The sequence below is a fragment of the Parasutterella muris genome (genome assembly GCF_943193095.1).
Taxonomy (GTDB): domain Bacteria; phylum Pseudomonadota; class Gammaproteobacteria; order Burkholderiales; family Burkholderiaceae_F; genus Parasutterella; species Parasutterella muris.
On the sequence record NZ_CALPCV010000003.1, the window covers coordinates 53,180 to 78,977 of the forward strand.

Genomic DNA, 25,798 nt, shown 5'->3' on the forward strand with positions numbered 1-25,798 from the left:
GCCGACAAATTAGGTAATGGCGGCTTAATCGGGCTTTATTTGCTCGGCGCTGTTGCAATAGGTTTAATTTTTTCCTCCTGCTGTCTCGGTTTAGTCAGAGGCTTGCAGATCTCTGTCTTTTTTCTGCCGTTTGTCTTTCTCACTGCTCTTTTAAGAAGAAAGGTCCATCGCATACTCAGTTTTATTGCTGCAGTCGTTCTGTCGTTTATTGTTTTTTCTTATTGCGGATTGCAGGGATATTTCTACGAGAACTATGATGCAAGTCTTACTTCGAGGTTCATCGTGGAGTCCATCTCAAACACGAATCAAAAAGAAGCATCAGACTACATTCAAACGAGTCTGCAGGATATTGTTCTTTGGACTTGCCTTGCCATTTTTGCGTACGCTGTTTATGTATATGCTTTGGTTAAATTGCTTGCTGCAAAGCCTGTCGTTTCCAAAATATTAGACGGAGTCGCGTTTCTTCTTCTGCTTCTTTTCTGCTTCTCCTTTTACCAGGATGCATGGCGCAACAGGTTTCCAATCTGCGTGTATATGGACTTGTATCACCAGTTAAGCATTCAAAAAGATTTCTGGGCAAATATTGAAAAGGAAAACGAAAAGTACCTTAACACCGCAGAAAAATACATTACCCAAGCCGGAGATAAGCCGCAGACGATTGTCTTAGTAATAGGCGAAAGCATGAACCGCGAAGACATGAGTTTGTACGGCTACTCCAGAAAGACAACGCCTCGTTTAGAGGAGATTGATAAAAACGAGAGAAATTTCCTCAAAGCAAAAATCGCGTACTCCACTCGATTCAGTACGGTAGCGGCATTTAATACGATGCTTGAGTTCGATCCTGCGCCTTTGCCTGGACACGGTCATGTCCTGGCATTTTTTAAGAAAGCCGGATTTCATATTGTATGGATCAGTAATCAGGAGGATACGGCGATACATGCGGAATATCAGACTTTTTCCGATGAGAACGTCAGTTTGAACAGAAAAGGCGGCCGCTCAAGCGCTTCTATGGATGAAAAAGTGCTTCCGGAATTGGCGTCAGCACTGGAAAAAGCACATGGAAAAACACTTATCATTGTGCATTTAATCGGACTTCATCCTCATTTTTCCCTGAGATATCCACATGATCTCAAACCTAATTGGGACGAAAATGATGAAGTAAAGCAGATGCTGAAAAATAACGGTCAAAGCCTGAGAAATCAGCTTCTGAAAAGTCAATATGATCTGGCAATGCTATATCAGGATACGATCCTCGCGAAGACTTTTGAAATTACTAAAGAGCACTCAGCCGGGCAGCCTGTTTCCTGGGTTTACTTATCCGACCATGGCGCAGAGACAGGCCGTCGTGATGATTTGATGGGGCATTCCTCAACAACGTTAGGCGGATATACAATACCGTTTCTCTTTTGGACAAATCGAGCGGATATGAAGCTAATCTCTGAGGATTTAGAAAAGAGGCCGTTCAGAGGCGATTGGCTTTCTTATTTGCTGCTCGATATCGCGGGAATTCAATGCAGATTCCCGTATGCGGAAAAATCCTGGCTCAACCCGAAGTATTTGTGGACCGAGCCGAAGGAAATTACGGAACTAAAAAAACAAAAAAAGAATCAGGAAATCTATTAATTTTCTTTCTTCAATGAGCCTAGGTATTTTTTAAGCTCCGAACGCCAGTCCGGCATGGGAGACAAACCGTACCGTCGAAGAGCGTTCTTAGACAGACAAGAATTGTTTGGCCTGGGCGCCGGCCTCGGAAACTGCTCAGAGCTGCACGGAACGACCTTTTGCGAAATATTCGCAAGTCTAAAAATTTCTTCAGCAAATTCATATCGAGTTGCCGAACCTTCGCTCGTGACATGAATAGTTCCTTTAATTTCCGGCCGCTGTAATATTTCTCGGATTTTTTCTGCAACGCTGACAGCGCTTGTGGGATTTCCGCGCTGATCGGAAACAACTTTGAGTTCAGGAACTCCTTTCCGAGAAAGTGAAAGCATGGAATCAACAAAGTTTTTTCCGCCGCGGCCGTACAGCCACGCCGTGCGAATAATAACGTGCTTGGGATTTAACGCCCGAATGAACTCCTCTCCGATAAATTTTGAACGTCCGTATACGGAATCTCCGCCGTTTGCCGCATCTTCTTCTCCATACGGTTCGGACTGTTTCCCGTCAAAGACATAATCCGTTGAGATGGAAATGAGTCTTGCTTTAACGAGACGGCTGACGGCTGCAGCGTATCCGCATCCTACGGCGTTGACGAGGTATGCTTGTCTTTTATCCGTTTCGCAGGCGTCGACATCGGTCATGGCAGCACAATGGACAATGACATCCGGCCTAACTTCAGAGGCGAACTTTTTAAAGTCCTCTAAGTTTGTGACATCGAGCTCGTCTCTGCCGGCTAAAACCGGTCTTTCCGTTTTTAAAGCTTGAGTAAGCGCTTGTCCAAGAAGTCCTTTGGCGCCGGTAATCAGTATTTTCATAGTGATTTAAGGACTTCACTGAAGCTCGGAGCCGCGGCATCCTTCTTGCTGAGAAGGGGAGAATCGTAAAGAGGCCAGCTGATCGACAGAGTCGGATCATTCCAGCAGATGCTGCCTTCGTCTTCAGGATGGTAAAAATCTGTGCACTTATAGATAATGTGCGCAGAAGGAGAGAGCGTTAAAAATCCATGCGCAAATCCGGGCGGAATCCACAGCTGATTGCATTGCTTCTCAGATAAACAAAAAGAACGCCAGGAACCAAACGTCGGAGAATCTCTGCGAATGTCTACGACGACATCAAATACTTCGCCGGTGACCGCGTAAATCAGCTTGCCTTGCGGAGACTTTTTTTGAAAATGCAGTCCTCTCAGTGTTCCTTTGACTGAAAACGAGTGATTGTCCTGAACGAATCTTTCGGGAAGCCCAAGCGAGCAATAGCGCTCCGACTGCCAGGTTTCAACAAAAAAGCCTCGTTCGTCTGAAAATACCTTCGGCCTTATTTCCAATACTCCGGAAAGGTCTGAAGCAATGACGTTCATTTTTCATTCTCAAAGCGAGGTTCGGCGTAATTCAATTCATACCACTCTTTGTATGAACGGCTTTTGATGGTTTCAAGCCATCCGTTATTGGCGAGATACCAGATGATGGTATCGTGAAGACCGGAGGCTAAGGTATGCGTCGGTCTCCATCCAAAGTCACGACAGATTTTTTCTGTATTTATGGCATAGCGGAAATCATGCCCAGGCCGGTCTTTAACGAAAGCAATTTGATCGCTGTAAGACTTTTTGTCTGCCCTGGGTTTGATTTTATCAAGCATTTTCGTTACAGCGTGTGCTATGTCGAGATTGCTTTGTTCGCAATTGCCGCCGATGTTGTAGGTTTCTCCGGGATGCGAACGGGTCAGGACTGTGTCAATGGCCTGACAGTGGTCTTCAACGTAGAGCCAGTCTCGAATATTGGCTCCGTTTCCATAAATAGGCAGCCGTTTTCCCTGCAGCGCATTGATGATTAGCAGCGGTATGAATTTCTCAGGATACTGGCGCGGTCCGTAATTATTCGAGCAGTTTGTGATTAAAGTCGGCAGGCCATATGTTTCATGGAAAGAACGAACATAAAAATCTGCGGCGGCTTTTGAAGCGGAATAAGGACTTCTCGGGCGATATGGACTTTCCTCAGAAAAAGCCGCTTCATCACCAGAGAGCGAGCCAAATACTTCGTCCGTGGAAATGTGTAAGAAACGAAATGATTCCCGCTGTGCTTTTGACAAATTCTTCCACCAGTTTAGTGTTTCGATCAAAAGCGACGCTGTTCCGTACGCATTGGTTTTAAAAAAGGGTGTCGGATCGACTATAGAGCGGTCTACATGCGTTTCAGCGGCGAAATTGACAACTGCGTCCGGACAAAATTCCTGAAGCAGTCCGGAAACCAGAACTCGATCGCCAATATCGCCATGCGCAAAATAATAGTTTGGGGAGCAGGCGGCAGAATATAAATTTTCAGGATTTCCAGCGTAGGAAAGAACATCAAGGTTAAGAACGGTTCTTCCAAGACTGAGCTGCTGAAGGATAAAAGTAGAGCCGATGAAGCCGCAGCCGCCGGTGACAAGAATTCTCATGACTGGTTAATATGCCCCGTTTTTAGAACTGAGAAGAACCCTTATTGTCTTAACAATAAGACTGATGTCAAGCCAAATGTTCCAGTTGCGTACATACCATGCATCAAGCCGGACCCGTCTATCGTAAGAGGTGTCGCTTCTGCCGCTTGTCTGCCATAGACCTGTCATTCCGGGACGAACCATCTTGTAGTCAGAGAAGAACTCACCATACTTTGGAATTTCGGAGTCAACAATCGGTCTTGGTCCCACCAGACTCATTTGCCCGATAATGACATTAAAGAGCTGCGGCAGCTCATCCAGAGAAGTTCTGCGCAGAAACGCGCCGATTTTTGTAACACGCGGGTCATGTTTGAGTTTCTGTGTTTCAGCCCATTCTTTTGCCGCTTTAGGATTGGCTGCCAGATATTGTTTTAACTGCTCATCCGCATTCTGTACCATTGAACGGAACTTGTAGCAGTTAAAGTGCTTCCCGTTCTTTCCGACACGGCGATGAGCATATATCGCAGGCCCGGGACTTGTGCAGACAATAATGAGCGCTATTGCCGCTAAGAAAGGCGAGATCAATAAAGTGCCGAAAAGCGCCGCTAAGAAGTCAAATGCCCGTTTGAAAACCTGGTTGTACCATCTCGAGAGGTTGTTCTTTACCGAAATAACAACCATGTTCTCCGAGTAGAGTCGATGGATCTCCATGTTGGAAACAGGCATGTCCTCAGTACTGGGAACAAACGAGATGTTTTTTACGTAGGGGAAGAGACTGTCCATTAAACTGTGCAGCCTCTGCGATTTCATGTTGGGGGCAAGCACGAGGACATTCTGGACTTTCGTTTTCCTAACGATCTCCTGGGCCTCGGCAAGAGGTCCGAGGAGCGGAAACTTTCCTTCAAGCGCTTTACCTTTTGGACTGTCATCGATAATTCCGACAACCTTAATTCCGAAGAAAGAGTTGCTCGCCGTATAGTTTAAGAGTCTGCGTGCTGTTTGATCCGAACCGATGAGGATGGTCGGCTCCAAAAGCAGATCCCATCGATTGCAGATAAAACGCCAAACCAAGCGGGCAAAGCAGACAAAAATGAAAACAAAAATGCCTAAGAAGGTAATAAAGAGTCGGGAAATAACCGGCGCTTTGCCGGCGAGGAATAAAACCACAATCGAAGCGATAATGGCGTAGAGCACAGAATAAAAAGTTCTGCGTACCATTTCTCCGATGGAAAGCAGCCGAATATAAGTACGTCCCCAGTGAAGGAAGACGAGAAATACCAGAGGAATAAGGACGTAAAAATCCAGATCTCCAATATCAAAGGCGTCATATTCACGATCAAGAAGCACTAAAACGCATTCACGGAATAAAACGGCAAAAGCTTCCGCCGCAATAATGGAGACATAATCCAAGCACAGCAGAAAAATCGGCTGCAGCGTAGAGCTGAACCGGTCTGAAAATGAGATCTTTACTGGCTTCATCGGTATGCTTGGTAAGGATATTGTCCTGAATTCTACTCTCAGCATCTTCGGACTGTGAATGGTACAGCAATTTGGGATCTGCTATTAATTTTAAGGACATCAATTGTCGCACAATTGCCTACAATAGAATGACTAAAATGCGTAAAACGTTTTTTTAAAGATTATGGCTTCAAAATCAAAAACCAAAACCGCCTGGGTCTGCTCAGAGTGCGGTTATGACGCTCCTAAGTGGTTCGGTCAGTGCCCGTCCTGTAAGGCCTACAACACAATGAAAGAATTTCGTATCGAGGCTGAAAGCACCAATCGATTCGCCAGAGCGGAATCGAAGTCGGCTTCTTCGACCGCGGGCAGAGGCAGAGCTTCTTTTGCGGGCACCTCTGATATCGTTGACTTGTCGGAGATTGAAGCCAAAGAGTCACCGCGGATTCTGATTGGATTCGCCGAACTCGAGCGAGCGCTCGGAGGCGGCTTTGTTCCCGGCTCAGTCGTTCTTATCGGCGGAGATCCGGGTATCGGTAAATCAACACTGCTGCTGCAGTCAATGTGCAAGATGGTCGCTCTGGGCCAAGTCTGTCTTTATGCGAGCGGCGAAGAAAGTCCGACACAGGTCGCGCTCAGAGCTCAGCGTTTGGAAGTCAGTACCAAAGGTTTGAAATTTATCAGTGAAATTCAATTGGAAAAAATTGAAGCCGTCATTGATGATGTCTCTCCGCAGTGGGTTGTTATCGATTCCATTCAGACGCTGTTTTCTGAAGAGTTGTCGGCAGCTCCGGGATCAGTCTCTCAGGTAAAGGAATGCGCGGCGAGACTGACTCGAATCGCCAAAAGAAAAGGCATCGGCGTGATTTTTGTCGGTCATGTCACTAAGGAAGGCGCAATGGCAGGTCCCCGTGTGCTTGAACATATGGTCGACACGGTACTGTATTTCGAGGGTGATCCGGAGTCCAACTACCGCATCCTCAGGGCCTGTAAAAACCGCTTCGGTTCGGTCAATGAGATCGGCGTTTTCGGGATGACGGATAAAGGACTCAGAGGCGTGCGCAATCCTTCCGCTCTGTTTCTCGCTGAGCGGCGCGAAGGTGTCCCCGGCAGCGTCACATTTATTAATTTGGAAGGGACAAGGCCGATTCTGATTGAGATTCAGGCACTCGTGGATAAATCCATGCTACCTAATCCGAAACGACTGACAGTAGGGACGGACGGGCAGCGCCTGACAATGCTTCTTGCCATCCTGCACAGGCATGTGAACCTGCCGACGTATGATCAGGACGTGTTTTTAAACGCAGTCGGCGGTATAAAAATCACGGAAACCGCAAGCGATTTGGCTGTACTGACGGCCATTGTTTCTTCTATGTGCAATCGTCCTGTAAGCAGCAAAACGGCGATCTTCGGAGAAGTCGGTCTGGGCGGGGAAATCAGACCGGTCGCAAGAGGACAGGAGAGAATCCGTGAGGCAGCTAAACTCGGATTCAGCCGCCTGATTGTCCCCCTTAAAAATAAAGCCCAGGATATCCCGGGCGTGGAAATTGTCGGGGTCGACAACCTGAAGGAAGCGATGCGGATTATTTTCGGATCCACCGCCAGAAGACATGACGAAGAAGTCTATCCGGAAGAGTAGCCGCCGCTTCTTAGATGCTGTTGTCAGCTTTTAGAAATCTGATTCAGAAAACCGACCAGATCGGACTGCTGCGGCGTCATCGGACGATGGTTCGACTTATCTGCAGCGGGCTCGACAGCGATACCCGCCTGAGTATCCGCATTGAGCAGATCTTCTTTCATGATCTCGTCTAAGACGGTTTCGTGTGCGGCTTCAGGCGATTTTGCCTGAGCCTTCGCACCGGAAAGTCCTTTGAGAAGAGAGACAATTCCGGATTCATCCGCTTTCATGGGACGATGGTTTGCACTGTTGGTCTGAACTTCGCCCGAGTTTTGCTGTGCCATAGGTGTTCCTTGTGAAGTGGTTTGCCGTGTCGGTTCATACGGATTGTTACTGTCGGAAGTGTATACCACTTGACCGTAGGGACCGTAAATGTTTTGCGCGATATTCGGAACAATATCATCGGGTGTTCTCGGCGCTCTCAGCCCGTATGCGTTCGGACGCGGGCTGGAGGGCAGTAAAAGCATAATCAGTACAACGAGGTTCAGTACCGGAATAAACTGAGCCAGAATCCATAATGCGCTGTGATTTCTGTCGTGCAGTCTGCGCATTGTGACGGCAAATGACGGTATTAAGATCGCCAGAATAAAAATCAGATAAAGCGTTCCGAAGAGAATTGAAAGCACCGGATCTTCCGGAAGCGCATCGGCCTGTCCGACTGCCGCAGGATCCGCGGGCGCGTCCACCACTCGGGAGATCAGCCAGAAGAGTATGAATATCGCGGCATTGATCAGAGTAAAACTCCAATACTCTTTTCTGGAAGCTCTGCCGCCGCCGGAAAAATATTTTTTAAAGCAGTGGCGGTACCAGGCAAAAATCATTTTTTTAGTCTCCTCTTTTGAGTTCTTTCCAATGAGTTTAGTGGAAAGTCTGCAGACTTATACGCTCCGTTCTCCAATTTGCGTCCATAAACCTCCGGAAGAAAGAAATTCATCTTTTGCTCGTACAATAGAGGCGTCTTAAACCCGTGATGTTCAATTGTCTATGCTTAATCGATTCAGGATTTGTTTGCTCTTATCGTCTCTCAGCGCGGTGCTGCTCAGCGGCTGCAGTACGCCTGAGCCTTATGTAACCAACGCCTACGAGCCTAACGCGCAGAACGCGCGAAGTGTTAAACGTCTTCAGGCCGAAGATGTCGCGGTGGCGGAAGTTCGAGTAGCTAAAGCGATGGATCTTGACTGCGCAGGAACGATTTTTCCGATCCCGGGGGAAGAAAAATATAAAAACCTCAATGATGCGTTTGCCGCTTATTGGAAAAACGCCTTTATGGCGGACCTGAAAAACGGCGGCGCTTTGAATCAGGACAAACCGAAGGTCAAAATCTACAACCTGATCGATTCAGTCAAGATTCAAGCTGAGCCGACGATGCTGGCTTGGCGAATCAATATGGAGCTCTTCTCTTCAAACGGCTCCTCCATGAAAGCGGCGGTTGTCTACAACGTGCCTACGGATTCCCTTAAAAACATGCAGGACGGATGCCGCCGTTTAGCCGCAGGGCTGGATAAGGCGGTTCGCTGGTCCATCCTGGAGATTACAAGCGATCCGAGATTCCAAAATCTGGTTCAGCCGGGTCTTGATTTTGTGCCGAGCATGAAGGCGGCAAGCATCCAGAGTGTTTTCCTTGGGGAGGACGAAGAGGAGCGCTGGTCTAAAACCAACAAGATCAAGTAATCCGCTGCACAAAACAGACAAAAGGCCCGAGGAAAATTTTCCAGGCCTTAAGTTTTATGACGATAAAACGTTTTCCGGGTTTTGCCAGAGATAGAAGAACCTTGTCTTCGATTGGCTGTACCAGCGATCATTATCCAAGTACCACTTGACTGTGGCAGAAAGCCCTTCGCTCAGCGGTGTTTTAGTAAGGTGACCGAGTCTATCCAGACTCGCTTCATTCTTCGGAATTTCAGGAGCAGGCGGTGTATCCGCGGCGATCTCCTCGATGAGTGCCTGGTAGCGTCCCACCGGCGGAGGAAGGTATTTATTCAGCACTGAACAGATACAGTCGGCCGCTTCGATATTTGTGAAAGAGGGCTGAGTTCCCTCCATCTCGTAATGAACGCCGATCTGACCGCGGTCTTCAACTAAAAGACAGGCCTCCGCGACATCCTTGACGTAGACCAGATCTCCGGCCGGCTCTTCCGGATACATGACCGGAATAGTCTCGCCTTCGATCGCGCGATAGATGATGAGCGGAATCGGGCTGTCGGGCTGCTGAAAAGGCCCGAAAGCAATCGGTACAAAAAGAGATGTGACCGGCAGGCCCTCGGCGACATACTGATCAATAACCGCTTTAATGTCGTCATAGACCTTTTTCAGCTGTTTCTGAGATTTGTGGAACTCAGAAATCACGATCACAATCTTGCTGACCGGAAGAACACGATCGGCAAAGGTTTCCCGCCAGTTTTTAAGTGTCTTTAGAAAGCATTCAAAGGGCTCGAGCGCATTGCTGCTGTCCAGCTTTTTCGGAGTAATGCAGAAAAAGATCGTATTGGGCGCGGCCATGAGCAGCGACTGACGAATCTCTTCGGAGTTTGTCACATCGCAGCGCGCAAAACTATGATTGCTTTGCTGCATGAGCTCGGCAATATTCAGCAGATTTCCTAATCCGGAAAGGTTGTCAAAATTAAAAACTTGACAGCCGTTATCTATCAACCGATAGACCAAGTTTGTACCGACAAAACCGGCACCACCAAAAACTGCGGCTCGCATAACCATTCTTTTTCTCCTGTACAGGCATTCTAGGCGCAGAGGCGATCTAAGAGTATTAGTAATTGTTATTAAGGTAGTTTTCCTAATATCTGAGCTTTCCGCCGCATTTGTCCTTTTTACGAGTCGTTAACTAAACATTTCTCATGGATGATATCAATAGATTGGACAATTATGACGACGATTGTGCAGGTTTGGCGAAAATTGCCGTGTCTAATTGTCATTCGTATGTGAGTCTAAACTAGGAAAAGCACATAATTTTGGTATATACGTTATTCAAATTTATTAGCGGTATACCGGAAATAGTTACCGATGGACTCATAAGTGATAAGTGATGTGCTAGTTTAACCGGACTTTGATGAAACGATTTGTATAAAGGAGGCTGAACAATGTTTAAATCTGTTGTTGCCGCGACGGTTATGGCTGCTGCGGCCGTCACAAGCTCTGCTGAAGAATTCAATCTGCAGCCTGAGGGCAAAGACGCGCAGATTATGCTCACAGCGACCGCTCAGCTGAGTTTTAAAAATGATCTGGCTACGATACGCCTTTATGCGCAGGCCGAAGAGCATGATCTGGCGGATGCGCAAAGCAAGGTTAACGCGGCTATGACAAAGGCTCAGGGGACAATCCGAGAGTTTTCTTCAATGGTACGTATTGAAAACGACGGCTACTACACCCAGGCGGTTTACACCGAACCAAAAAAAGGAGAGGCGCCCCAAATCGCAGGTTGGAGAGCCAGACAGTCGATTCGCGTGGTGACTGAAGATGTAGACGGAGTAGGTTCTCTCGTGCAGTTAGCGCAGCAGTCCGGCCTTGCTTTAGACGGTGTCTCGTACTCTATGAGCGACGAAGCAAAATCGTTCGCCCGGGATCATCTCTCAAAGGCGGCCGTGCAGGCCCTGAATCAGCAGACCGAATCCGTGGCGCTTGCGATGAAGCTTGCGCCTCAGTCACTGAAATTCAAAAAACTTGAATTTACAGACGGAGGATTCCCCGAAGGCGTGATGGCTAGAGGCGTTTATATGAGCGCGGCAGCGAACGCAAAAGTCGCGGCTCCGGCATTTGAAGCAGGTTCAACCAAGCTTTCCATGTCGGTTGCAGCGACCCTGACCGTGGACTCCCCATTAACGCCTTAATGCGTTCTCATTAATCGTAAACATTTACAGAAGCTTTTTTTGGCTAAAATAGCCACTTGAGTCGGCACGCTCAGCATGTTGCGTGAGCAGTGCTGCCTGAACCAGTAAAGGAGAAAGGCTTGAAATTAAATTCTTCATATCCCATCTTGGCTAAAGAAGGTTGGGGCATTATCGGTGCAGCCATATTCATTGCGCTGTTAGTTTGGTGGCTCATCGGAGGCTTTATCTCCTTTATCTTTTGGGTCATCCTGATTTTTGTTATTCAGTTCTTCCGCGATCCTCCGCGAGAGATCAGCCAGACGCCGCACAGCGTGCTTGCGGGCGCCGACGGCCGCATCTGCAAGATTCAAAAGGTCGAGAATCCTTACACAGGCAAGGAAGAAGTCCTGATTTCGACTTTTATGAATGTCTTTAATATTCACTCCAACCGCAGCCCGATCGGCGGAAAGGTTGAAGCGATCTACTACAAGCCCGGCAAATTCCTCAACGCCGATCTTGACAAGGCCAGCAGCGAAAACGAACGTAATGCGATTGTGATCCAGTCTGACGAAGGCCCTGTGATCACATGCGTGCAGATCGCCGGGCTGATCGCACGGCGCATCGTCTGCCATCTGCATATCGGTCAGGAAGTGACAAGAGGCGAACGCTTCGGTTTTATCCGCTTCGGTTCTCGTGTGGATATTTATGTTCCGACAGACGCGGAAGTTTTGGTTTTTGTCGGTCAGAAAGTTCGTGCCGCTGATACCGTTCTTGCGCTTTTGAACCCTCAGAAGCCGGAGTCTTCGGAAGAAGCTCCCGAGTTGAATGCTCCTGCCGCCGCAGAAGCTGAAGTTCAGACTGCTGAACAGATGACACCGACTGCAGAGCCGGAAGTCAAATAACCGGAGACGCTCCAATGGCAATTCAAAATAAAAACAGACCGGCGCTCAGAAGAAACTTCAAACCGCGTCCTCGCGTAACGCCGCAGGCTCTTGTGAAAGAGAGAATTAACACGGTTCGTAAAAAAGGCATTTATTTACTGCCGAATCTTTTTACGCTCTCAAGTCTTTTCTCCGGTTTCTATGCGGTTGTGATCGCTATGGCGGGCGACTTCGAGAAGGCAGCGATCGCGATTTTCGTCTCCATGATTCTGGACGGCTGCGACGGCCGTGTCGCGCGCCTCACACATACTCAGAGTTCATTTGGCGAGCAGTTTGACTCGCTCGCCGATATGTGCGCGTTCGGTATGGCGCCTGCGATGGTGGTTTATCAGTGGGCGCTTCACGATCTCGGACGACTCGGCTGGGCCGCGGCGTTTGTGTACTGCGCGGGCGCAGCACTTCGTCTTGCGCGCTTTAACACGAACATCGGCGTAGTGGATAAGAGCTTCTTCCAGGGACTGCCTTCTCCGGCGGCCGCTGCGTTGGTCGCAGGTTTTGTCTGGCTCGCTGTGGATCAGAGAATGCCGGTGAACAGTGACTGGCTGCCTTGGCTTGCCATGATTATTACGGTTTATGCAGGTCTTACCATGGTCTGCAATGCGCCGTTCTATTCCGGCAAGAGCTTCCATTACGGCAAAAGCGTGCCTTTCTGGGTTCTGATCGCCGCCGTGATTCTGCTCTTTATCCTGTCGACGGATCCGGCCTTGATGGTCTTTATCCTCTTCTGCCTGTATGCGCTTTCCGGTTTTGTTTATCAGTTCTATCTCTGGTACACCGGACAGCCCAACCCGGTCATTCCTCAGCGTTCCGATATTGATTTTGACGAACCAGAGGATGAGCAGCACTAAGCTGTAGATCCGCATAATTCCGCCCGGCATTGTCCGGGCTTTTTTCTTGTTCGCTGCGGTAAAACAATGGCAAAAAACTTGGTGCGAAAGTCTTTGACCTCTATACTTAATAGGTTACGGGCCAAAACCTAAAGAGAAATAAAAATGAACAAAGTACGCGATAAACTCATTATTTTTGATACCACTCTGCGCGACGGAGAACAGAGTCCCGGAGCCGGCATGAGCGCTTCGGACAAACTGAGAATCGCCAAAAAACTGGAATTTTTGGGTGTGGATGTCATTGAGGCCGGTTTCGCGGCCGCTTCACAGGGAGATTTCGAAGCGGTCTGCGCGATTGCGAAATCGATTCGCAATTCCACGGTCTGCTCGCTCGCGCGAGCAAAAGTCGAAGACGTCCGCAAAGCGGGCGAGGCGATTGCCGCAGCTCCGAGAAGACGTATCCATACGTTCATCGCGACTTCTACGCTGCATATGGAGAAGAAACTCCAGATGACGCCTGAGCAGGTTATCGCGCGTGCGGTTGAAGCGATTCGTGTCGCAAAAGAATATACGGACGATATTGAGTTTTCCTGTGAAGACGCTTCGAGATCAGAGCCGGAATTCCTGTATCGCATCATTGAAGCTGCGATCCGCGAAGGCGCGACCACGATCAATATTCCGGACACGGTCGGCTATGCGCTTCCGTCTCAGTTCGGACATTTCATTAAAGATCTGCGCGAGCATGTTTATAACGCGGATCAGGCCGTCTGGTCGGTGCACTGTCATAATGACCTAGGACTTGCGCTTGCCAATTCGCTCTCCGGCGTCATCCACGGCGGCGCCCGTCAGGTGGAATGCTCGATTAACGGTTTGGGAGAAAGAGCCGGCAACTGCGCGCTGGAAGAGCTCGTTATGGCGGTCAAGACCCGCAACGACTACTTTAACCTTGGCGTGGACATTAATACCCAGCAGTTAGTCCCGGCTTCCAAACTGGTTTCTTCCATTACCGGCTTCCCGATTCAGCCTAATAAAGCGATTGTGGGCGCCAACGCCTTTGCTCATGCCTCCGGTATCCATCAGGACGGCGTATTAAAGAGCAAAGAAACTTATGAAATCATGACTCCGGAGTCTGTCGGCTGGAAGAGCAACCGTATGGTGCTGGGAAAACTCTCTGGGCGTTCTGCTTTCCGTCAGCGAGTTCGTGAACTAGCGATTCCGACCAAGAGTGAAACAGAGATTGATGAAGCGTTCGCACGCTTTAAAGATCTGGCAGACCGCAAGTCTGAAATTTTTGATGAAGACATTCAGTCGCTCTTTGATACACGCAATGTAGTGCAGCAGGCGATTCATTTTGTTTCACTGAAACAGTCGAGTGAGACAGGACAGCGTCCTCAGGCGGAGGTTGTTTACATGGACCACGGCGAAGAGCGGGTCGGAAGAGCAGACGGCAACGGTCCGGTTGATGCGACTTTCAGAGCAATTGAAAGCTGCGCCAAGAGCGGGGCAGAGCTGCTTCTTTTCTCGATCAACGCGCTGACGAGCGGAGCGGAGTCTCAGGGCGAAGTTACTGTCAGACTGACTTTAGGCGGACGAGTTGTGAACGGCAACGGTTCAGACCCGGATATTCTTGCCGCGAGTGCTAAAGCTTACCTTGACGCGCTGAATAAGCTCACGAATCAGGCGGAGAGAACCAATCCGCAGTTCGGTCAGGAACCGACTCCTTAATTTTCTTTTTGTTTCGGACGGGCGTATTAACGCCCGTTTTCACTTTTAGGTCTGCCGCGGCTGAGTATGGAAAAGTTTCGGATATTGATTAGAGTCTGATTAGTCTTAATTCAGCCCGTAATGGTTCTATACGGAAGAGGACCTCGAAACCGGCTGAATGCTTTGAATTTAGGATTAAAACAGAGCTTTATTACCTCCTAGATGAATTGGCGGCACGCACCAAATGATTGTCTAAAGTAAATAAAGGTAAGATTTTTATTTGTTTTTAACGGGAAGATCGGGATTTTCCTATATAATTCATGTTCGTTTTTAAACACGTCCCGATGTATTTCCAGCGGGATCGCACGTAACGCCTAAAAGGCAAAGGAAATTTTAAAATGGCACAGTCTACTGCACAGAAAGCTGAAATCATTGCGAAGTACGCCCAGTCTCAGGGTGACACCGGTTCCTCTCAGGTTCAGGTTGCTCTCCTGACAGCTCGTATCAACGAACTCACTGAGCACTTCAAAGCCAACCCGAAAGATCATCACAGCCGTCGCGGCCTTCTGAAGATGGTCTCTCGCCGTCGTAAACTTCTTGATTATCTCAAGAGAACAAACCTCGACGGTTATAAAGCTCTGATCGAATCTCTCGGTCTGCGCAAGTAATTTTGTCGGTAGGATGATTTTGGCAGCGGTCTTCGGCGTCATAGCCGTGGACCGCTGTGTTTGTTTGTATTGCTGAATTATTGTTTGCCTCGGGCGCGTTGCTGTATGTACGTAAGGCGGCTTAGCCGCCGAGTCGTAGATACCGCAATGTGCCGGGGAGTAAAAAAGGAAAAATCGTCATGACGATGTTTAACAAAGTAGTTAAATCTTTTCAGTACGGCGACCATAAGGTTCGCCTTGAAACCGGTGAAATCGCTCGTCAGGCCACAGGCGCAGTTCTCTGCGACATGGATGACACCGTGGTGCTTGCAACCGTAGTTGCAAAAAAAGAAATCAAACCTGGACAGGATTTCTTCCCTCTGACAGTCGATTACATTGAAAAAACCTATGCTGCGGGAAAAATCCCCGGCGGCTTCTTTAAACGTGAAGGCCGTCCGAGCGAAAAAGAAACTTTGACTTCCCGTCTGATCGACCGTCCGATTCGTCCGCTCTTTCCGGAAGGCTTCTTTAACGAAGTACAGATCATTATTCATGTTCTTTCCGTAAATCCTGAAGTTGATCCGGATATTCCTTCCATGATTGCGGCTTCTGCAGCGCTCGCTGTTTCCGGCGTCCCCTTCAACGGACCGATCGCGGCCGCGCGCGTCGGTTATATCAATAATGAGTATGTTCTCTGCCCGAATCTTTCTCAGATGAAGGACTCCAAGCTGGACTTGGTTGTCGCGGGTACTGAAAGAGCCGTTCTGATGGTGGAATCCGAAGCGGATCAGCTCTCTGAAGAAGTCATGCTCGGCGCCGTTATGTTTGGTCACGAGAAGATGCAGGTCGTTATCGACGCGATTGACGAACTGGTGGAAGAAGGCGGCAAACCGCTGTGGGATTGGCAGCCTGCTCCGAGAGATCCGAAACTCGTCGCCCTCATTACCGAAATCGTCGGCAACCGCATTCATGAAGCGTTTGAACACAGAAGCAAGCAGGATAGAAACGAATGCCTGCGTGCGGTATATGAAGATGTTAACGCGAAGGTTGATGCGGCTGTTGAGGCCGGCGAGCTTAGCGAAATCGGAGAAAACGAAGTCAACAACATCCTCTTTGAGATGGAAGCTCAGCACGTCCGCGGTAAGATCCTTAACGGTGAACCTCGTATTGACGGCCGTGATACCCGCACTGTACGTCCGATTGAAATTCGTACCGGAGTTCTTCCGCGCGCTCATGGTTCTGCGCTCTTTACCCGCGGTGAAACCCAGGCGCTTGTTGTCACTACGCTCGGTACAAAGCAGGACGAACAGGTTGTTGACAGTCTGACCGGCGAACAGCGTGAACGCTTCATGCTTCACTACAACATGCCTCCGTTTGCTACCGGTGAAACCGGCCGCGTCGGTTCTCCGAAGCGCCGTGAAATCGGCCACGGACGTCTTGCAAAACGTGCTCTTCTTGCCGTTCTTCCTAAGGAAGAAGATTTCCAGTACACCATGCGTGTTGTTAGCGAAATCTGCGAATCCAACGGTTCTTCTTCTATGGCCAGCGTCTGCGGCGGTTGCCTCTCTCTGATGGACGCCGGTGTTCCGCTGAGCGATTTCGTTGCCGGCGTCGCAATGGGTCTTATTAAGGAAGGCAATAAGTTTGCAGTTCTGACCGATATTCTTGGTGATGAAGACCACCTTGGCGATATGGACTTTAAGGTTGCCGGTACGGATCACGGCGTGACCGCTCTGCAGATGGATATCAAGATTGAAGGTATCAACAAGGAAATTATGCAGGTCGCTTTGGCTCAGGCTAAAGAAGGCCGTATGCATATTCTTTCTAAGATGCATGAAGCGCTCTCCGCTCCGAAGACAGAGCTTTCTCCATACGCTCCTCGTCTGATCAGCTTCAAGATCAACCCCGAGAAGATTCGTGACGTGATCGGTAAGGGCGGTGCCGTGATCCGCGCGCTGACCGAAGAAACTGGAACAACAATCAACATTGAAGACGACGGTTCTGTGACCATTGCTTCTGTTGATCAGGCTGCCGGCCAGGAAGCCCGCCGCAGAATCGAAGAGATTACTGCTGAAGTTGAAGTTGGTAAGGTTTATGAAGGCACAGTTCAGAAACTTCTCGATTTCGGCGCCATTGTTCAGGTACTGCCAGGAAGAGACGGACTGCTTCATATCAGCCAGATCGCCCATGAGCGTGTCAACCAGGTTGGCGATTATCTAAAGGAAGGTCAGGTTGTCCGCGTTAAGGTACTGGAAATGGATGAAAAAGGCCGTATCCGTCTTTCTATGAAGGCTTTGCTTGAAAAGCCCGTCAAGGAAGAAAAAGCGGAACAGCAGGAAAATGAAAGTCCTGACGTTATCAAAGGCTAATTGATCCTTTAAAAGATAATCCCGGTGGAACGAACATTTCATCGGGATTTTTATAATTCAACACTTACCAAAAATTAAATCATTTGCGTTATATTTGCAGATATTGCAATCCTAAAGTAAATCAATCGTGTCGTCCGGTGATAAGTTTACTGAGCTGAGCGGAACGAGCAGATGAAAGAAAAGATATGAAAAGTTTAGAAACTCTTCTCAAACAAACTGTTTTTTCGGATGAAGAGATTGTTTATCTTTTAGGCCTGAAAGACGAACAGGACTGCCGGGCGCTTCAGAAAGCCGCATACGAGCGGACAACTGAACTGATGGGCAGCAACGTCTATTACCGCGGCCTGATAGAAGTATCAAATGTCTGCACTTCGGATTGCCGCTATTGCGGTATTCGCAAAGACAATCATTCGGTTCCTCGCTTTGAAATGACAAAGGAGGAGATTGTCGGCTGCGCCAAATTTGCGGCTGATCACGGCTACGGCAGCATCTGTCTTCAGGCGGGAGAGAGAAACGATCCTAAATTTATTGAATTTATCGCGGATGCACTTCGCGCGATACATGCTGAAACGATAAGCGAGCAGCTGCCGAACGGCGTTGGTATAACGCTTTCTCTTGGAGATCAGACGAAGGAAGTTTACGAATACTGGGCTCAAAGCAGCGGCAACAGAGATAATCTGCGCTATCTGGCCCGCTTTGAAACCTCAAATCATGAGCTCTTTGATTTTCTTCATCACACGCCAAAGAAGAAGAACAAGCATCTTGAGCATCGCCTGCAGTGTCTGCAGTGGCTGAGAGAATGCGGCTATCAGGTTGGCACAGGCGTTATGATCGGGATTCCGGGTCAGACGCTGCATGATCTTTGTGCGGACATTCGTCTTTTTCAAAAAATTGACGCCGACATGATCGGTATGGGTCCGTACCTGATGAGTGAAGGGGCGGATCTGAAAGAGATCGGACAGATGGAGGCTAAGCAATTATTTCGTCTGACACTGAACATGATTGCAGTCACTCGGCTGGTTCTCGGCAATATCAACATTGCCGCGGCCACTGCGCTTCAGGTTTTTGATCCGGAAGGGCGAGAGAAGGGGATTGAACACGGGGCCAATGTCATCATGCCGAATTTGACGCCGCTTTGTTATCGAGGTGATTACCAGCTTTACGATAAGAAACCGAATCTTACGGACGATCCTTCATTTTTTGCAGCCGGCCTGCAGCAGAGAATTGAATCTCGCGGCAGAACTGTTGGATTCAATCAGAGCGGTTCTTCCCGTAAATGGCTTATGCGCAAGGAAGCCGGGCTTCAGCAAAGTGCTGTAAAACAAATTCCGATTAAAGCGGTTTAGTTTTTTCCTCGAGTCAACTAAAATAGTCCGATTATTAATCAGTTCGGAGTTCCCGGATGCGCAGAAATTTGGTTGTAGCGAATTGGAAAATGAACGGTTCCCTTGAAGCGAATCGTAAATGGGTGCAGGAATTTTCAGCTTTTTCTCCGTTAGACACGGAGTTGGTTGTGTGTTCTCCCTTTGTTTATCTCAATGAACTTCAGCAGAGTTTCCTGACTTCGGCGCTTATGATCAACACGGGTGCTCAGGACTGTTCTGCGCACGAGAACGGCGCGTTCACCGGTGAAGTCAGCGCCGCGATGCTGAGAGATATCGGATGTCCCTGGGTTATTGTTGGTCATTCCGAGCGTCGTCACGGTCTTGGAGAAACCAATGAGATCGTTGCGGCCAAGGCAAAGATGGCCGTTCAGTGTGGACTGCGTCCGATTGTCTGTGTTGGCGAAACACTGGAAGAAAGAGAGGCCGGAAGAACTTCTGACGTTGTTTTGTCTCAGCTTAACGCGGTTCTGGACGTGATCGGCGCTGAAGCTTTAGCTTCGGGTGCGCTCGCTTATGAACCTGTTTGGGCGATCGGTACTGGTAAAACCGCGACACCTCAGCAAGCTGAAGTTGTGCACGCTGCGCTCAGGGATAGTGTAGAATCGCGTGATCCGCGTGCCGCGGAAGCGCTGCGTATTTTATACGGCGGTTCCGTAAAGCCTTCGAACGCGAAAGAACTGTTCGCGTGCAATGATATTGACGGAGGCTTAATTGGCGGGGCTTCGCTGAAAGCCAATGAATTTTACGAAATAGCTCAGGCCGCTTGCGGTTCTGACATTATTTAAACGGAAACTTATTATGCAATTATTGATTACGATCGCTGTAGTGCTGCAGGTAATGTCTGCTTTAGCGATTATCGTGCTGGTTCTTCTTCAGCATGGCAAAGGTGCCGACATGGGTGCGGCGTTTGGCGGCGGCGCTTCCGGTTCTTTATTCGGTGCGACCGGCAGTGCAAACTTTTTATCTCGCTCGACTGCGATTGCCTCGACAATTTTCTTCTGCGCGACACTGGCTTTAACTTTCGGCGGTCAGACTGTCCGCAAAGCGCCTGCAGCCGGCGGTGTTCTGAGCACAGTGGTTGAACAGAAAGCTCCTGTTACAACTCCGGCAACGGAAAAGAGCAGTGAACCCACTAATGCTCCTGCAAAAAATCAAATTCCGCAGTAGAATATCGATCTTTCGGAGCTGATGGAGATCAGATTCGATAAATAAAGCCTTCGTGGTGAAATTGGTAGACACGCCATCTTGAGGGGGTGGTGACGAAAGTCGTATGAGTTCGAGTCTCATCGAAGGCACCAAAATTCTAAAAGTCCGTAAATTTAGTTTTACGGGCTTTTTATTTTTTTCATCGAAACATCACGAAGGACCTAATCGGCTTAAGGCGATTCTCTGAACACGAAGAATCTCATGAGACGAGATTGATTTGATGAGTTTGTAAAGTTCTGCCTTGTGCGAACTGTGATTTTTGAATTGTGTCATCGGAAGCATCGGCAGTTCTTTTTATGTCGTCAGATCGAAGAGAAAGAACTTGAGATCGTCATTGACCGGACCGGACGGAGAAATATACAAGATCGGATTCTCGGTATTTCATTTCATCCGGTGTGTCTTTAATCAACGACTGTAATTCATCCGATCGGGAGGCATGCTGGCAGCAACTCTGCCGCGAATTTAGATATCCGGGCTAAAGCAGCTGACGGAAACAGTGGCTCATCTCATATCCAGACTAAATAAACGCGACACTCTATTAGGTAATGAGCGGATACATTTGTGAATTTGAGAAACAGACAGGTCTTCTACGGATATCGCTTTTGCTGCCGGAAAAAAAATTGTATAAGAAATGACGGTGGGTAATACAGCAACATACACAAGAATATTTTTTTGTGTATAATGCCACCATTCTCTGATGCTTTAGGGCTTCAGACTGAATGAATATAGGTGCGCCTTCGTGGTGAAATTGGTAGACACGCCATCTTGAGGGGGTGGTGACGAAAGTCGTATGAGTTCGAGTCTCATCGAAGGCACCAATAAAATCTAAGCGAAACTGGCCTGTGTTTACGGGCTTTTTGTTATCCGATTTCGCTTATCAAAATCTATATTTCCCCTACATATCCTAGCGACCTGTAATTCCATCCTTGGAACTTTTGCGTCTGCAACAATTTGTCTTTGACGGTAAGAAATTTCTTGTCCGGCGTATTGAATCCTTATCTGGAAATTTTGCCTTGAACTTCTTCGCTTAATCGTTGACTGTTTTTTCCCGAATGTCTTGTCGGATAAAGGATATTCATTGCAAGTTTGATGCCCTCCGGATATTCAATTGACTGATTAACGTCGGGCTGTATTCGGTTCTACCTAAGCATTCCTAAGGAGTTCGCACAAGAGTAATTTTGGTGACGACGATGGATAGGTAACAATGCAGCTTGTATATTCATCTTGCAAGTGCCTTAGGTTTTAGCTGCCGCATCTGGCCCTATAGTCTTAGAGGCTTTTGCAGCGGGAGTCTTTGCCGATAAAGATTCGCGTAGATATCAGCTCCCGCGATACGATTGCCGGATAAATAAGGAAGCTACCCTTACCAGTTTGTTTTTACAATGAATGGTGCTGATATAGCCGATGCCATCACCAAGAATAGAATCCATTTCTGACCAACCGAGAGCGTTCTTCCGAACATGTCAGTGAATCTAAATTAGATCGTTAGTGTGACTCAGGTCAGGGGTTGCCGAAGCTCTCGTTTAGAAATCTGTTGGCTTTTGCACGTAGATCGGATTTTTTTACGCGACGCCTGTCTGAAAAGAGATCGGCCTGTGTTAAATCACACAGGCCAACCAAGAATTCTGGTGCCTTCGATGAGACTCGAACTCATACGACTTTCGTCACCACCCCCTCAAGATGGCGTGTCTACCAATTTCACCACGAAGGCATTCTTTCAATTCATCAGGTCTTGAAGGCCTAAATCATCGAAGAGACGCCATTATACACAAGAAATTATTTTTGTGTAGTCGCAAAAATAAAGTCGCTAAAAAAATCTAAAACAATGAAAAGGACCGTCGCATTCAGGCTGAAAGATTACGCCTTGTCTAAATATCGGAATTATTGTCAGACGAAACTCTAGGCATTCCCGACAGTGAACTTGTGGAATTTAAAGACGCCTAAATATAAAATTAGGTAGTAGATGTTTGTCTGTAACTATTTCATTTCAGAACGAATGAAAGAAGAATAGACAAGAATTTTTAAGTCCGAACGCATAACATCAACCATGGTCCCTAATTGAAAAAATAGGAGTAATGAATGCAGGACAGCAAAGAAATATCAAGGAGAGCTATCTTGAAATCTGCAATCGTCGCAGGAGCGGCAGCCGCTCCCTGTTTGTCAGCTGAGGCGGTAGCACAGGAAAAAGTCGTAGTCGGAACTGTTAAAACTCCGGTCATTGGTTCAAAACGTGTCGAACCCGGTAAATTTACCGGTTCCTGCGCGAAGGTATATTTTTCACCGGTCATCAGCTCCGAGATGCTGATCAAACTCTATAACTTAGTGAATGAAGGCATTTACGGCAAAGTCGCAATTAAACTTCATACCGGTGAAAAACACGGCCCCAACATCATTCCCCGCGATCTGGTTAAAGCGCTCCAGGCGACCATTCCCAACAGCGTTATTGTTGAAACCAACACTCTTTATGAGGGCGACCGATTCACTACTGCCGGACATCGCGAGGCTCTGAAGGTCAACGGTTGGGACTTTTGTCCGGTTGACATCATGGATGAGCATGGATACGTCAACCTTCCGGTTGACAATGCATTCCATCTGAAAGAAGTAGCAATGGGTAAGAACATTGTTAATTACGATTCAATGCTCGTTCTCACGCACTTTAAAGGTCATGCAATGGGCGGCTTCGGCGGTTCTATGAAGAACATCGCTATCGGATGCGCATCCGGCCAGGAAGGCAAGAGACAGGTTCACGGTGTTTCGGGAGAGCCGCCCGCAGATTGGAATGCCTGGCCTGCCAAAGAAGTTTTGATGGAAAATATGGCTGACTCTGCCAAAGCCGTAATCGATCATTTCGGTAAGCGCATTACTTACATCAATGTCCTTCGCAATATGTCCGTTGACTGTGACTGTGCCGGAGTCCATGCTGCAAAGCCGACGATTAAGAATATCGGTATTCTGGCTTCGACAGATCTTTTAGCGATTGATCAGGCTTCAGTCGACCTTGTCTACGGTCAGACTGCAGATAATCATGATCTTGTCGAGAGAATTGAAACCAGACATGGTTTGCGTCAGCTGTCTGCAATGGCTGAACATCATATGGGCAATACACAGTACGAACTTATTGAGGTGAAGTAATCACACTTCGGAAAGAAATTCGGGTCACTCATAAAATTCTCTAAGTGGCTCGATCGAGTTCTCTCAGGCCGGATAACCTCCGGCCATATTTTTAAGCAGTCCTCCTCCGCAGAATCGGCAGCAAAGCAAAACCCGAAACATACTCTGTCGACGCATCGGTAACCGCATCAATTTTAATTTTCATTTACACATGTAACCTCGAAATTTACACGTATTGGTTAAAACCCGTATATAAATATAAATGAATCACGAAATTAAGTGATGATACTAAGTGAGGTTTATTATGAAATTAGTTCAGGCTGCAATTCTCAGTTCGATAGCTGCTTTTGCTTTTACAGTCAATGCAGCTGAAATAACAGCGCCTTCTGTCGATGCTGCCGATACTGTGACCAAGACCACCACCACGACGACATCAGCCAATGCCGGCGGAAGCATCACCGAAACTGTCGAAACCATTAAGGGAGACGCATCCGCAATTAAGCAGCACGTAAAGGACGGCAGCTATACGGAACTTCCTACAGATAAACAGAAACTTGGTCAGGACGTAGATAATGCCAAGAGTCAGTTAAAGAATAGTTTCTCTTTTGGCAGCGGAGATTCATCAGTTAAGTAGTCGAGAAGTTAGATCTTCACACTGCATGGGGTGGGGCGGTCCTTTTGGCCGCCCTTTTGTATGGGTGTTATTGGTAGCGGTTAACCGAAATCCGTCCAACAGGTTGTAGAGTCCTTTTTTGACCGATCAGAGGATAGAAAAAATCGAGAGAATGCTCAATTTCTTTTTAGCCTTTTTATTTCAGCATCTGTTTCGGCGAGGCTTTATAGTCGAGATCCAAAAAAGCCGGACAGAGAGTCCGGCTTTCAGGTAAAGAATCAGATTCTTAATTCAGTTCAAAAACCTTGCGAAGCTCTTCCGTAGTCAGGTTTTCATCGAAGGGGACGTACTCGCCCTTGCTATTTTTGAAAACACCGTAGGGAACCGCTCTGCAGCCAGCGCGTCTGTGAAGTTTGGTGTTTGTCCAGACTTTGTCTCTTAACTCTACCGGAAGTTTGGAAATGTCGTAGCGAATACCTCTGAAATCCGGATCCTTAAAGTGTTCATGCTGCCGCTCAAATACTTCATAGGGCTTATCAGCCATAAGGATCGTAGTACCCTGAGGCTCGGAATGGATGTTCATGAAGGAGATCGGGTAGAAATTCACCTGAACGTCCTTCAGAAGCGGCTGGAGACGCTGTAAGAGACGCATGCAGTCCGGGCACTGGGTGTCGAACGCCACCACGGCGACAGGAGCACCTTCTTTATGAGGAAAACTAAATCCTGTGCCGTCCTTGAGAAAAGAGTTGTACATCTTTTCTCCGTTCCAAATCGGCGGGATGGATGCGGGAGAAGCCGAAGCGGTCTTCACTCCTGCGGTCATTGCGGCAGCCGCAGACGCAAAAGCGAAAAGAGTGCGTCTGGAAAATTTAGCATTCATTATGGTGTCCTTGAAAAAAAATAGCGGTGATAAAAAGAATAATAATTTTGAAATATTTTTAAACGCTTAAGTTGGAGCGTTTTGTCCGGTCTGAGTATAGTTATGTCTGAAAATCTTATATGCGCCATGGGGCAGAGAAATTTTAGGAAAAGATATGACGGAAAGTTTGAGAGAAAAGGCGATTGAAGGTTACCTGGACAGAGACGACGGTGTGGACTGGATGGGACTCATGACATATGCGAACAGCATGTTTGACGTGAGAGACAGCATCAAGCCGAATCTGCCGGCCTTCAAGTTTGACGGAGAAGAAGCAAGAAGACTCTTTAATGAGCATTCCGCATATCTGAAAGCACATCCTCTGATCATTGACCCGAAAGACTTCCGTGACAACTGCCGTCTGCTTCAGAAGCGTTTTATTGAAACCGGTGCCATCAATGAACCGCACCAGATCGAAATGCTGAATACTCTTGACTGGGACAAACTCTCTGATGAGGCGATCGCATTAGCCGGTAAAGATCCGTCGGAATTGTTTGAACGAGCTTCTTCCGATCTAGGTATCGACGCGGAAGATGGTGAAAGCCAAAGCGTTCTTGCAGGCCTGTTTATCAATATTATCCGCGCTTATCTGAAACCTGTCGGAGAAGCGATGACAGACGCACTCACAAGACTTGATGAAGTTGCTGTGCGCGATAAACCGCTTCTTTGTCCGACATGCGGTTCTGTTCCTGCGATTTCTTCTGTCAGTGAGGTTGCGGGAACTCAGTCTAACGAGCGCAAACTTTTCTGTTCCTGCTGCGGCACGGTTTGGCCGTTTGAACGTGTTCGCTGCGCCTACTGCGGCAATACCAACAGCAACAAACTGAAGTATTTCTATGCCGATGAAGACCCCGCTCATCGTCTGCACGCCTGCAAAGAGTGCGGCGGCGTGATGCCTACCGTATTCCAGAACGTCCTGAAGGGCGAGCTCGATTACGATATTGAGCTGGTAGCAATGGGCGTAGTTCAGAATCTGTATGAGGATCAGATCAAAGATCAGGATACAGAAGCCTAATCACCAAGGTAGAGCATTATCGGCCTCGAGGAAATTCGAGGC

22 protein-coding genes and 3 tRNA genes are annotated in these 25,798 nt (G+C 47.9%); 17 read left to right on the forward strand and 8 right to left on the reverse strand.

Going from position 1 to position 25,798, the window contains the following annotated elements:
• Nucleotides 1-282 precede the first annotated feature (282 nt).
• The gene (locus NFR90_RS01925) at nt 283-1,623 is read left to right on the forward strand and encodes a phosphoethanolamine transferase (protein ID WP_251450134.1); all 1,341 of its coding nucleotides are present in this window, start codon (nt 283-285) and stop codon (nt 1,621-1,623) included.
• On the opposite strand, the gene rfbD is transcribed toward NFR90_RS01925, so the two are convergent.
• The 4 genes from rfbD to wbaP are packed head-to-tail and all read right to left on the reverse strand — an operon-like array spanning nt 1,620 to nt 5,547.
• Nucleotides 1,620-2,474: a dTDP-4-dehydrorhamnose reductase gene (gene rfbD / locus NFR90_RS01930; RefSeq protein ID WP_251450136.1), complete on the reverse strand. Its 855-nt coding sequence runs from the start codon at nt 2,472-2,474 to the stop codon at nt 1,620-1,622. The genes NFR90_RS01925 and rfbD overlap by 4 nt on opposite strands.
• Nucleotides 2,471-3,013: a dTDP-4-dehydrorhamnose 3,5-epimerase gene (gene rfbC, locus NFR90_RS01935; RefSeq protein WP_251450139.1), complete on the reverse strand. Its 543-nt coding sequence runs from the start codon at nt 3,011-3,013 to the stop codon at nt 2,471-2,473. The genes rfbD and rfbC overlap by 4 nt, the downstream gene beginning before the upstream one ends.
• Nucleotides 3,010-4,089: a dTDP-glucose 4,6-dehydratase gene (rfbB, locus tag NFR90_RS01940; RefSeq protein WP_251450141.1), complete on the reverse strand. Its 1,080-nt coding sequence runs from the start codon at nt 4,087-4,089 to the stop codon at nt 3,010-3,012. The genes rfbC and rfbB overlap by 4 nt, the downstream gene beginning before the upstream one ends.
• Nucleotides 4,090-4,095: 6 nt before the next feature.
• A complete protein-coding gene (gene wbaP, locus NFR90_RS01945) occupies nt 4,096-5,547 on the reverse strand; it encodes an undecaprenyl-phosphate galactose phosphotransferase WbaP (RefSeq protein ID WP_251450150.1) in 1,452 nt (483 codons plus the stop codon).
• Nucleotides 5,548-5,710: 163 nt separating this feature from the next.
• Here wbaP and radA point away from each other — a divergent pair, with 163 nt between their 5' ends.
• Complete coding sequence (gene radA, locus NFR90_RS01950; protein ID WP_251450159.1) at nt 5,711-7,165, forward strand: DNA repair protein RadA; 1,455 nt, start codon at nt 5,711-5,713, stop codon at nt 7,163-7,165.
• A gap of 23 nt (nt 7,166-7,188) precedes the next feature.
• Here the strand turns inward: radA and NFR90_RS01955 are convergent, their stop codons facing one another.
• Nucleotides 7,189-8,025, reverse strand: a complete 837-nt coding sequence (locus tag NFR90_RS01955) for a DUF805 domain-containing protein (RefSeq protein ID WP_251450160.1) — start codon at nt 8,023-8,025, stop codon at nt 7,189-7,191.
• 187 nt (nt 8,026-8,212) lie between these two features.
• Between NFR90_RS01955 and NFR90_RS01960 the strand changes: the two genes are divergently transcribed.
• Nucleotides 8,213-8,875 carry a hypothetical protein gene (locus NFR90_RS01960; protein WP_251450162.1) on the forward strand — a complete coding sequence of 221 codons (663 nt, stop codon included), beginning with the start codon at nt 8,213-8,215 and terminating at the stop codon, nt 8,873-8,875.
• A gap of 54 nt (nt 8,876-8,929) precedes the next feature.
• Here NFR90_RS01960 and NFR90_RS01965 read toward each other — a convergent pair whose 3' ends face one another.
• Entirely contained in the window at nt 8,930-9,916 is a 987-nt protein-coding gene (locus NFR90_RS01965; RefSeq protein WP_251450164.1) for an NAD-dependent epimerase/dehydratase family protein, read from the reverse strand.
• Nucleotides 9,917-10,296: 380 nt separating this feature from the next.
• On the opposite strand from NFR90_RS01965, the gene NFR90_RS01970 reads away from it, so the two are divergent.
• The 11 genes from NFR90_RS01970 to NFR90_RS02020 all read left to right on the forward strand — a co-directional run bounded on the left by NFR90_RS01970 (nt 10,297) and on the right by NFR90_RS02020 (nt 20,919).
• The gene (locus NFR90_RS01970; protein WP_251450165.1) at nt 10,297-11,043 is read left to right on the forward strand and encodes an SIMPL domain-containing protein; all 747 of its coding nucleotides are present in this window, start codon (nt 10,297-10,299) and stop codon (nt 11,041-11,043) included.
• Nucleotides 11,044-11,162: 119 nt separating this feature from the next.
• Entirely contained in the window at nt 11,163-11,924 is a 762-nt protein-coding gene (locus tag NFR90_RS01975) for a phosphatidylserine decarboxylase (RefSeq protein WP_289163812.1), read from the forward strand.
• Nucleotides 11,925-11,938: 14 nt separating this feature from the next.
• Nucleotides 11,939-12,811 (forward strand): CDP-diacylglycerol--serine O-phosphatidyltransferase, encoded by an 873-nt coding sequence (pssA, locus tag NFR90_RS01980; RefSeq protein ID WP_251450167.1) that lies wholly within the window; start codon nt 11,939-11,941, stop codon nt 12,809-12,811.
• Nucleotides 12,812-12,955: 144 nt separating this feature from the next.
• Nucleotides 12,956-14,515 carry a 2-isopropylmalate synthase gene (locus NFR90_RS01985; RefSeq protein ID WP_251450169.1) on the forward strand — a complete coding sequence of 520 codons (1,560 nt, stop codon included), beginning with the start codon at nt 12,956-12,958 and terminating at the stop codon, nt 14,513-14,515.
• Between the two features lie 377 nt (nt 14,516-14,892).
• Nucleotides 14,893-15,162 (forward strand): 30S ribosomal protein S15, encoded by a 270-nt coding sequence (rpsO, locus tag NFR90_RS01990; protein ID WP_160334638.1) that lies wholly within the window; start codon nt 14,893-14,895, stop codon nt 15,160-15,162.
• 179 nt (nt 15,163-15,341) lie between these two features.
• Nucleotides 15,342-17,510, forward strand: a complete 2,169-nt coding sequence (pnp, locus tag NFR90_RS01995; RefSeq protein WP_251450170.1) for a polyribonucleotide nucleotidyltransferase — start codon at nt 15,342-15,344, stop codon at nt 17,508-17,510.
• Nucleotides 17,511-17,695: 185 nt separating this feature from the next.
• Nucleotides 17,696-18,856 carry a [FeFe] hydrogenase H-cluster radical SAM maturase HydE gene (gene hydE, locus NFR90_RS02000; protein WP_251450172.1) on the forward strand — a complete coding sequence of 387 codons (1,161 nt, stop codon included), beginning with the start codon at nt 17,696-17,698 and terminating at the stop codon, nt 18,854-18,856.
• A gap of 56 nt (nt 18,857-18,912) precedes the next feature.
• Nucleotides 18,913-19,680, forward strand: a complete 768-nt coding sequence (gene tpiA, locus NFR90_RS02005; RefSeq protein WP_251450174.1) for a triose-phosphate isomerase — start codon at nt 18,913-18,915, stop codon at nt 19,678-19,680.
• 13 nt (nt 19,681-19,693) lie between these two features.
• Entirely contained in the window at nt 19,694-20,062 is a 369-nt protein-coding gene (secG, locus tag NFR90_RS02010) for a preprotein translocase subunit SecG (RefSeq protein WP_251450176.1), read from the forward strand.
• Between the two features lie 46 nt (nt 20,063-20,108).
• A tRNA-Leu gene (locus tag NFR90_RS02015) sits at nt 20,109-20,193 on the forward strand.
• 641 nt (nt 20,194-20,834) lie between these two features.
• Nucleotides 20,835-20,919: transfer RNA gene (locus NFR90_RS02020), tRNA-Leu, on the forward strand.
• Nucleotides 20,920-21,727: 808 nt separating this feature from the next.
• On the opposite strand, the gene NFR90_RS02025 is transcribed toward NFR90_RS02020, so the two are convergent.
• Nucleotides 21,728-21,812, reverse strand: a tRNA-Leu gene (locus NFR90_RS02025).
• A gap of 404 nt (nt 21,813-22,216) precedes the next feature.
• On the opposite strand from NFR90_RS02025, the gene NFR90_RS02030 reads away from it, so the two are divergent.
• On the forward strand, nt 22,217-23,233 hold the full coding sequence (locus NFR90_RS02030) for a DUF362 domain-containing protein (protein WP_251450178.1): 1,017 nt from the start codon (nt 22,217-22,219) through the stop codon (nt 23,231-23,233).
• Nucleotides 23,234-23,516: 283 nt separating this feature from the next.
• The gene (locus NFR90_RS02035; protein ID WP_251450180.1) at nt 23,517-23,846 is read left to right on the forward strand and encodes a hypothetical protein; all 330 of its coding nucleotides are present in this window, start codon (nt 23,517-23,519) and stop codon (nt 23,844-23,846) included.
• 265 nt (nt 23,847-24,111) lie between these two features.
• Here the strand turns inward: NFR90_RS02035 and NFR90_RS02040 are convergent, their stop codons facing one another.
• Nucleotides 24,112-24,705, reverse strand: coding sequence for a thioredoxin fold domain-containing protein (locus NFR90_RS02040; protein WP_251450182.1), 594 nt, complete (start codon nt 24,703-24,705; stop codon nt 24,112-24,114).
• Between the two features lie 154 nt (nt 24,706-24,859).
• Here NFR90_RS02040 and NFR90_RS02045 point away from each other — a divergent pair, with 154 nt between their 5' ends.
• Nucleotides 24,860-25,756, forward strand: coding sequence for a formate dehydrogenase accessory protein FdhE (locus tag NFR90_RS02045; RefSeq protein ID WP_251450184.1), 897 nt, complete (start codon nt 24,860-24,862; stop codon nt 25,754-25,756).
• Nucleotides 25,757-25,798 lie beyond the last annotated feature (42 nt).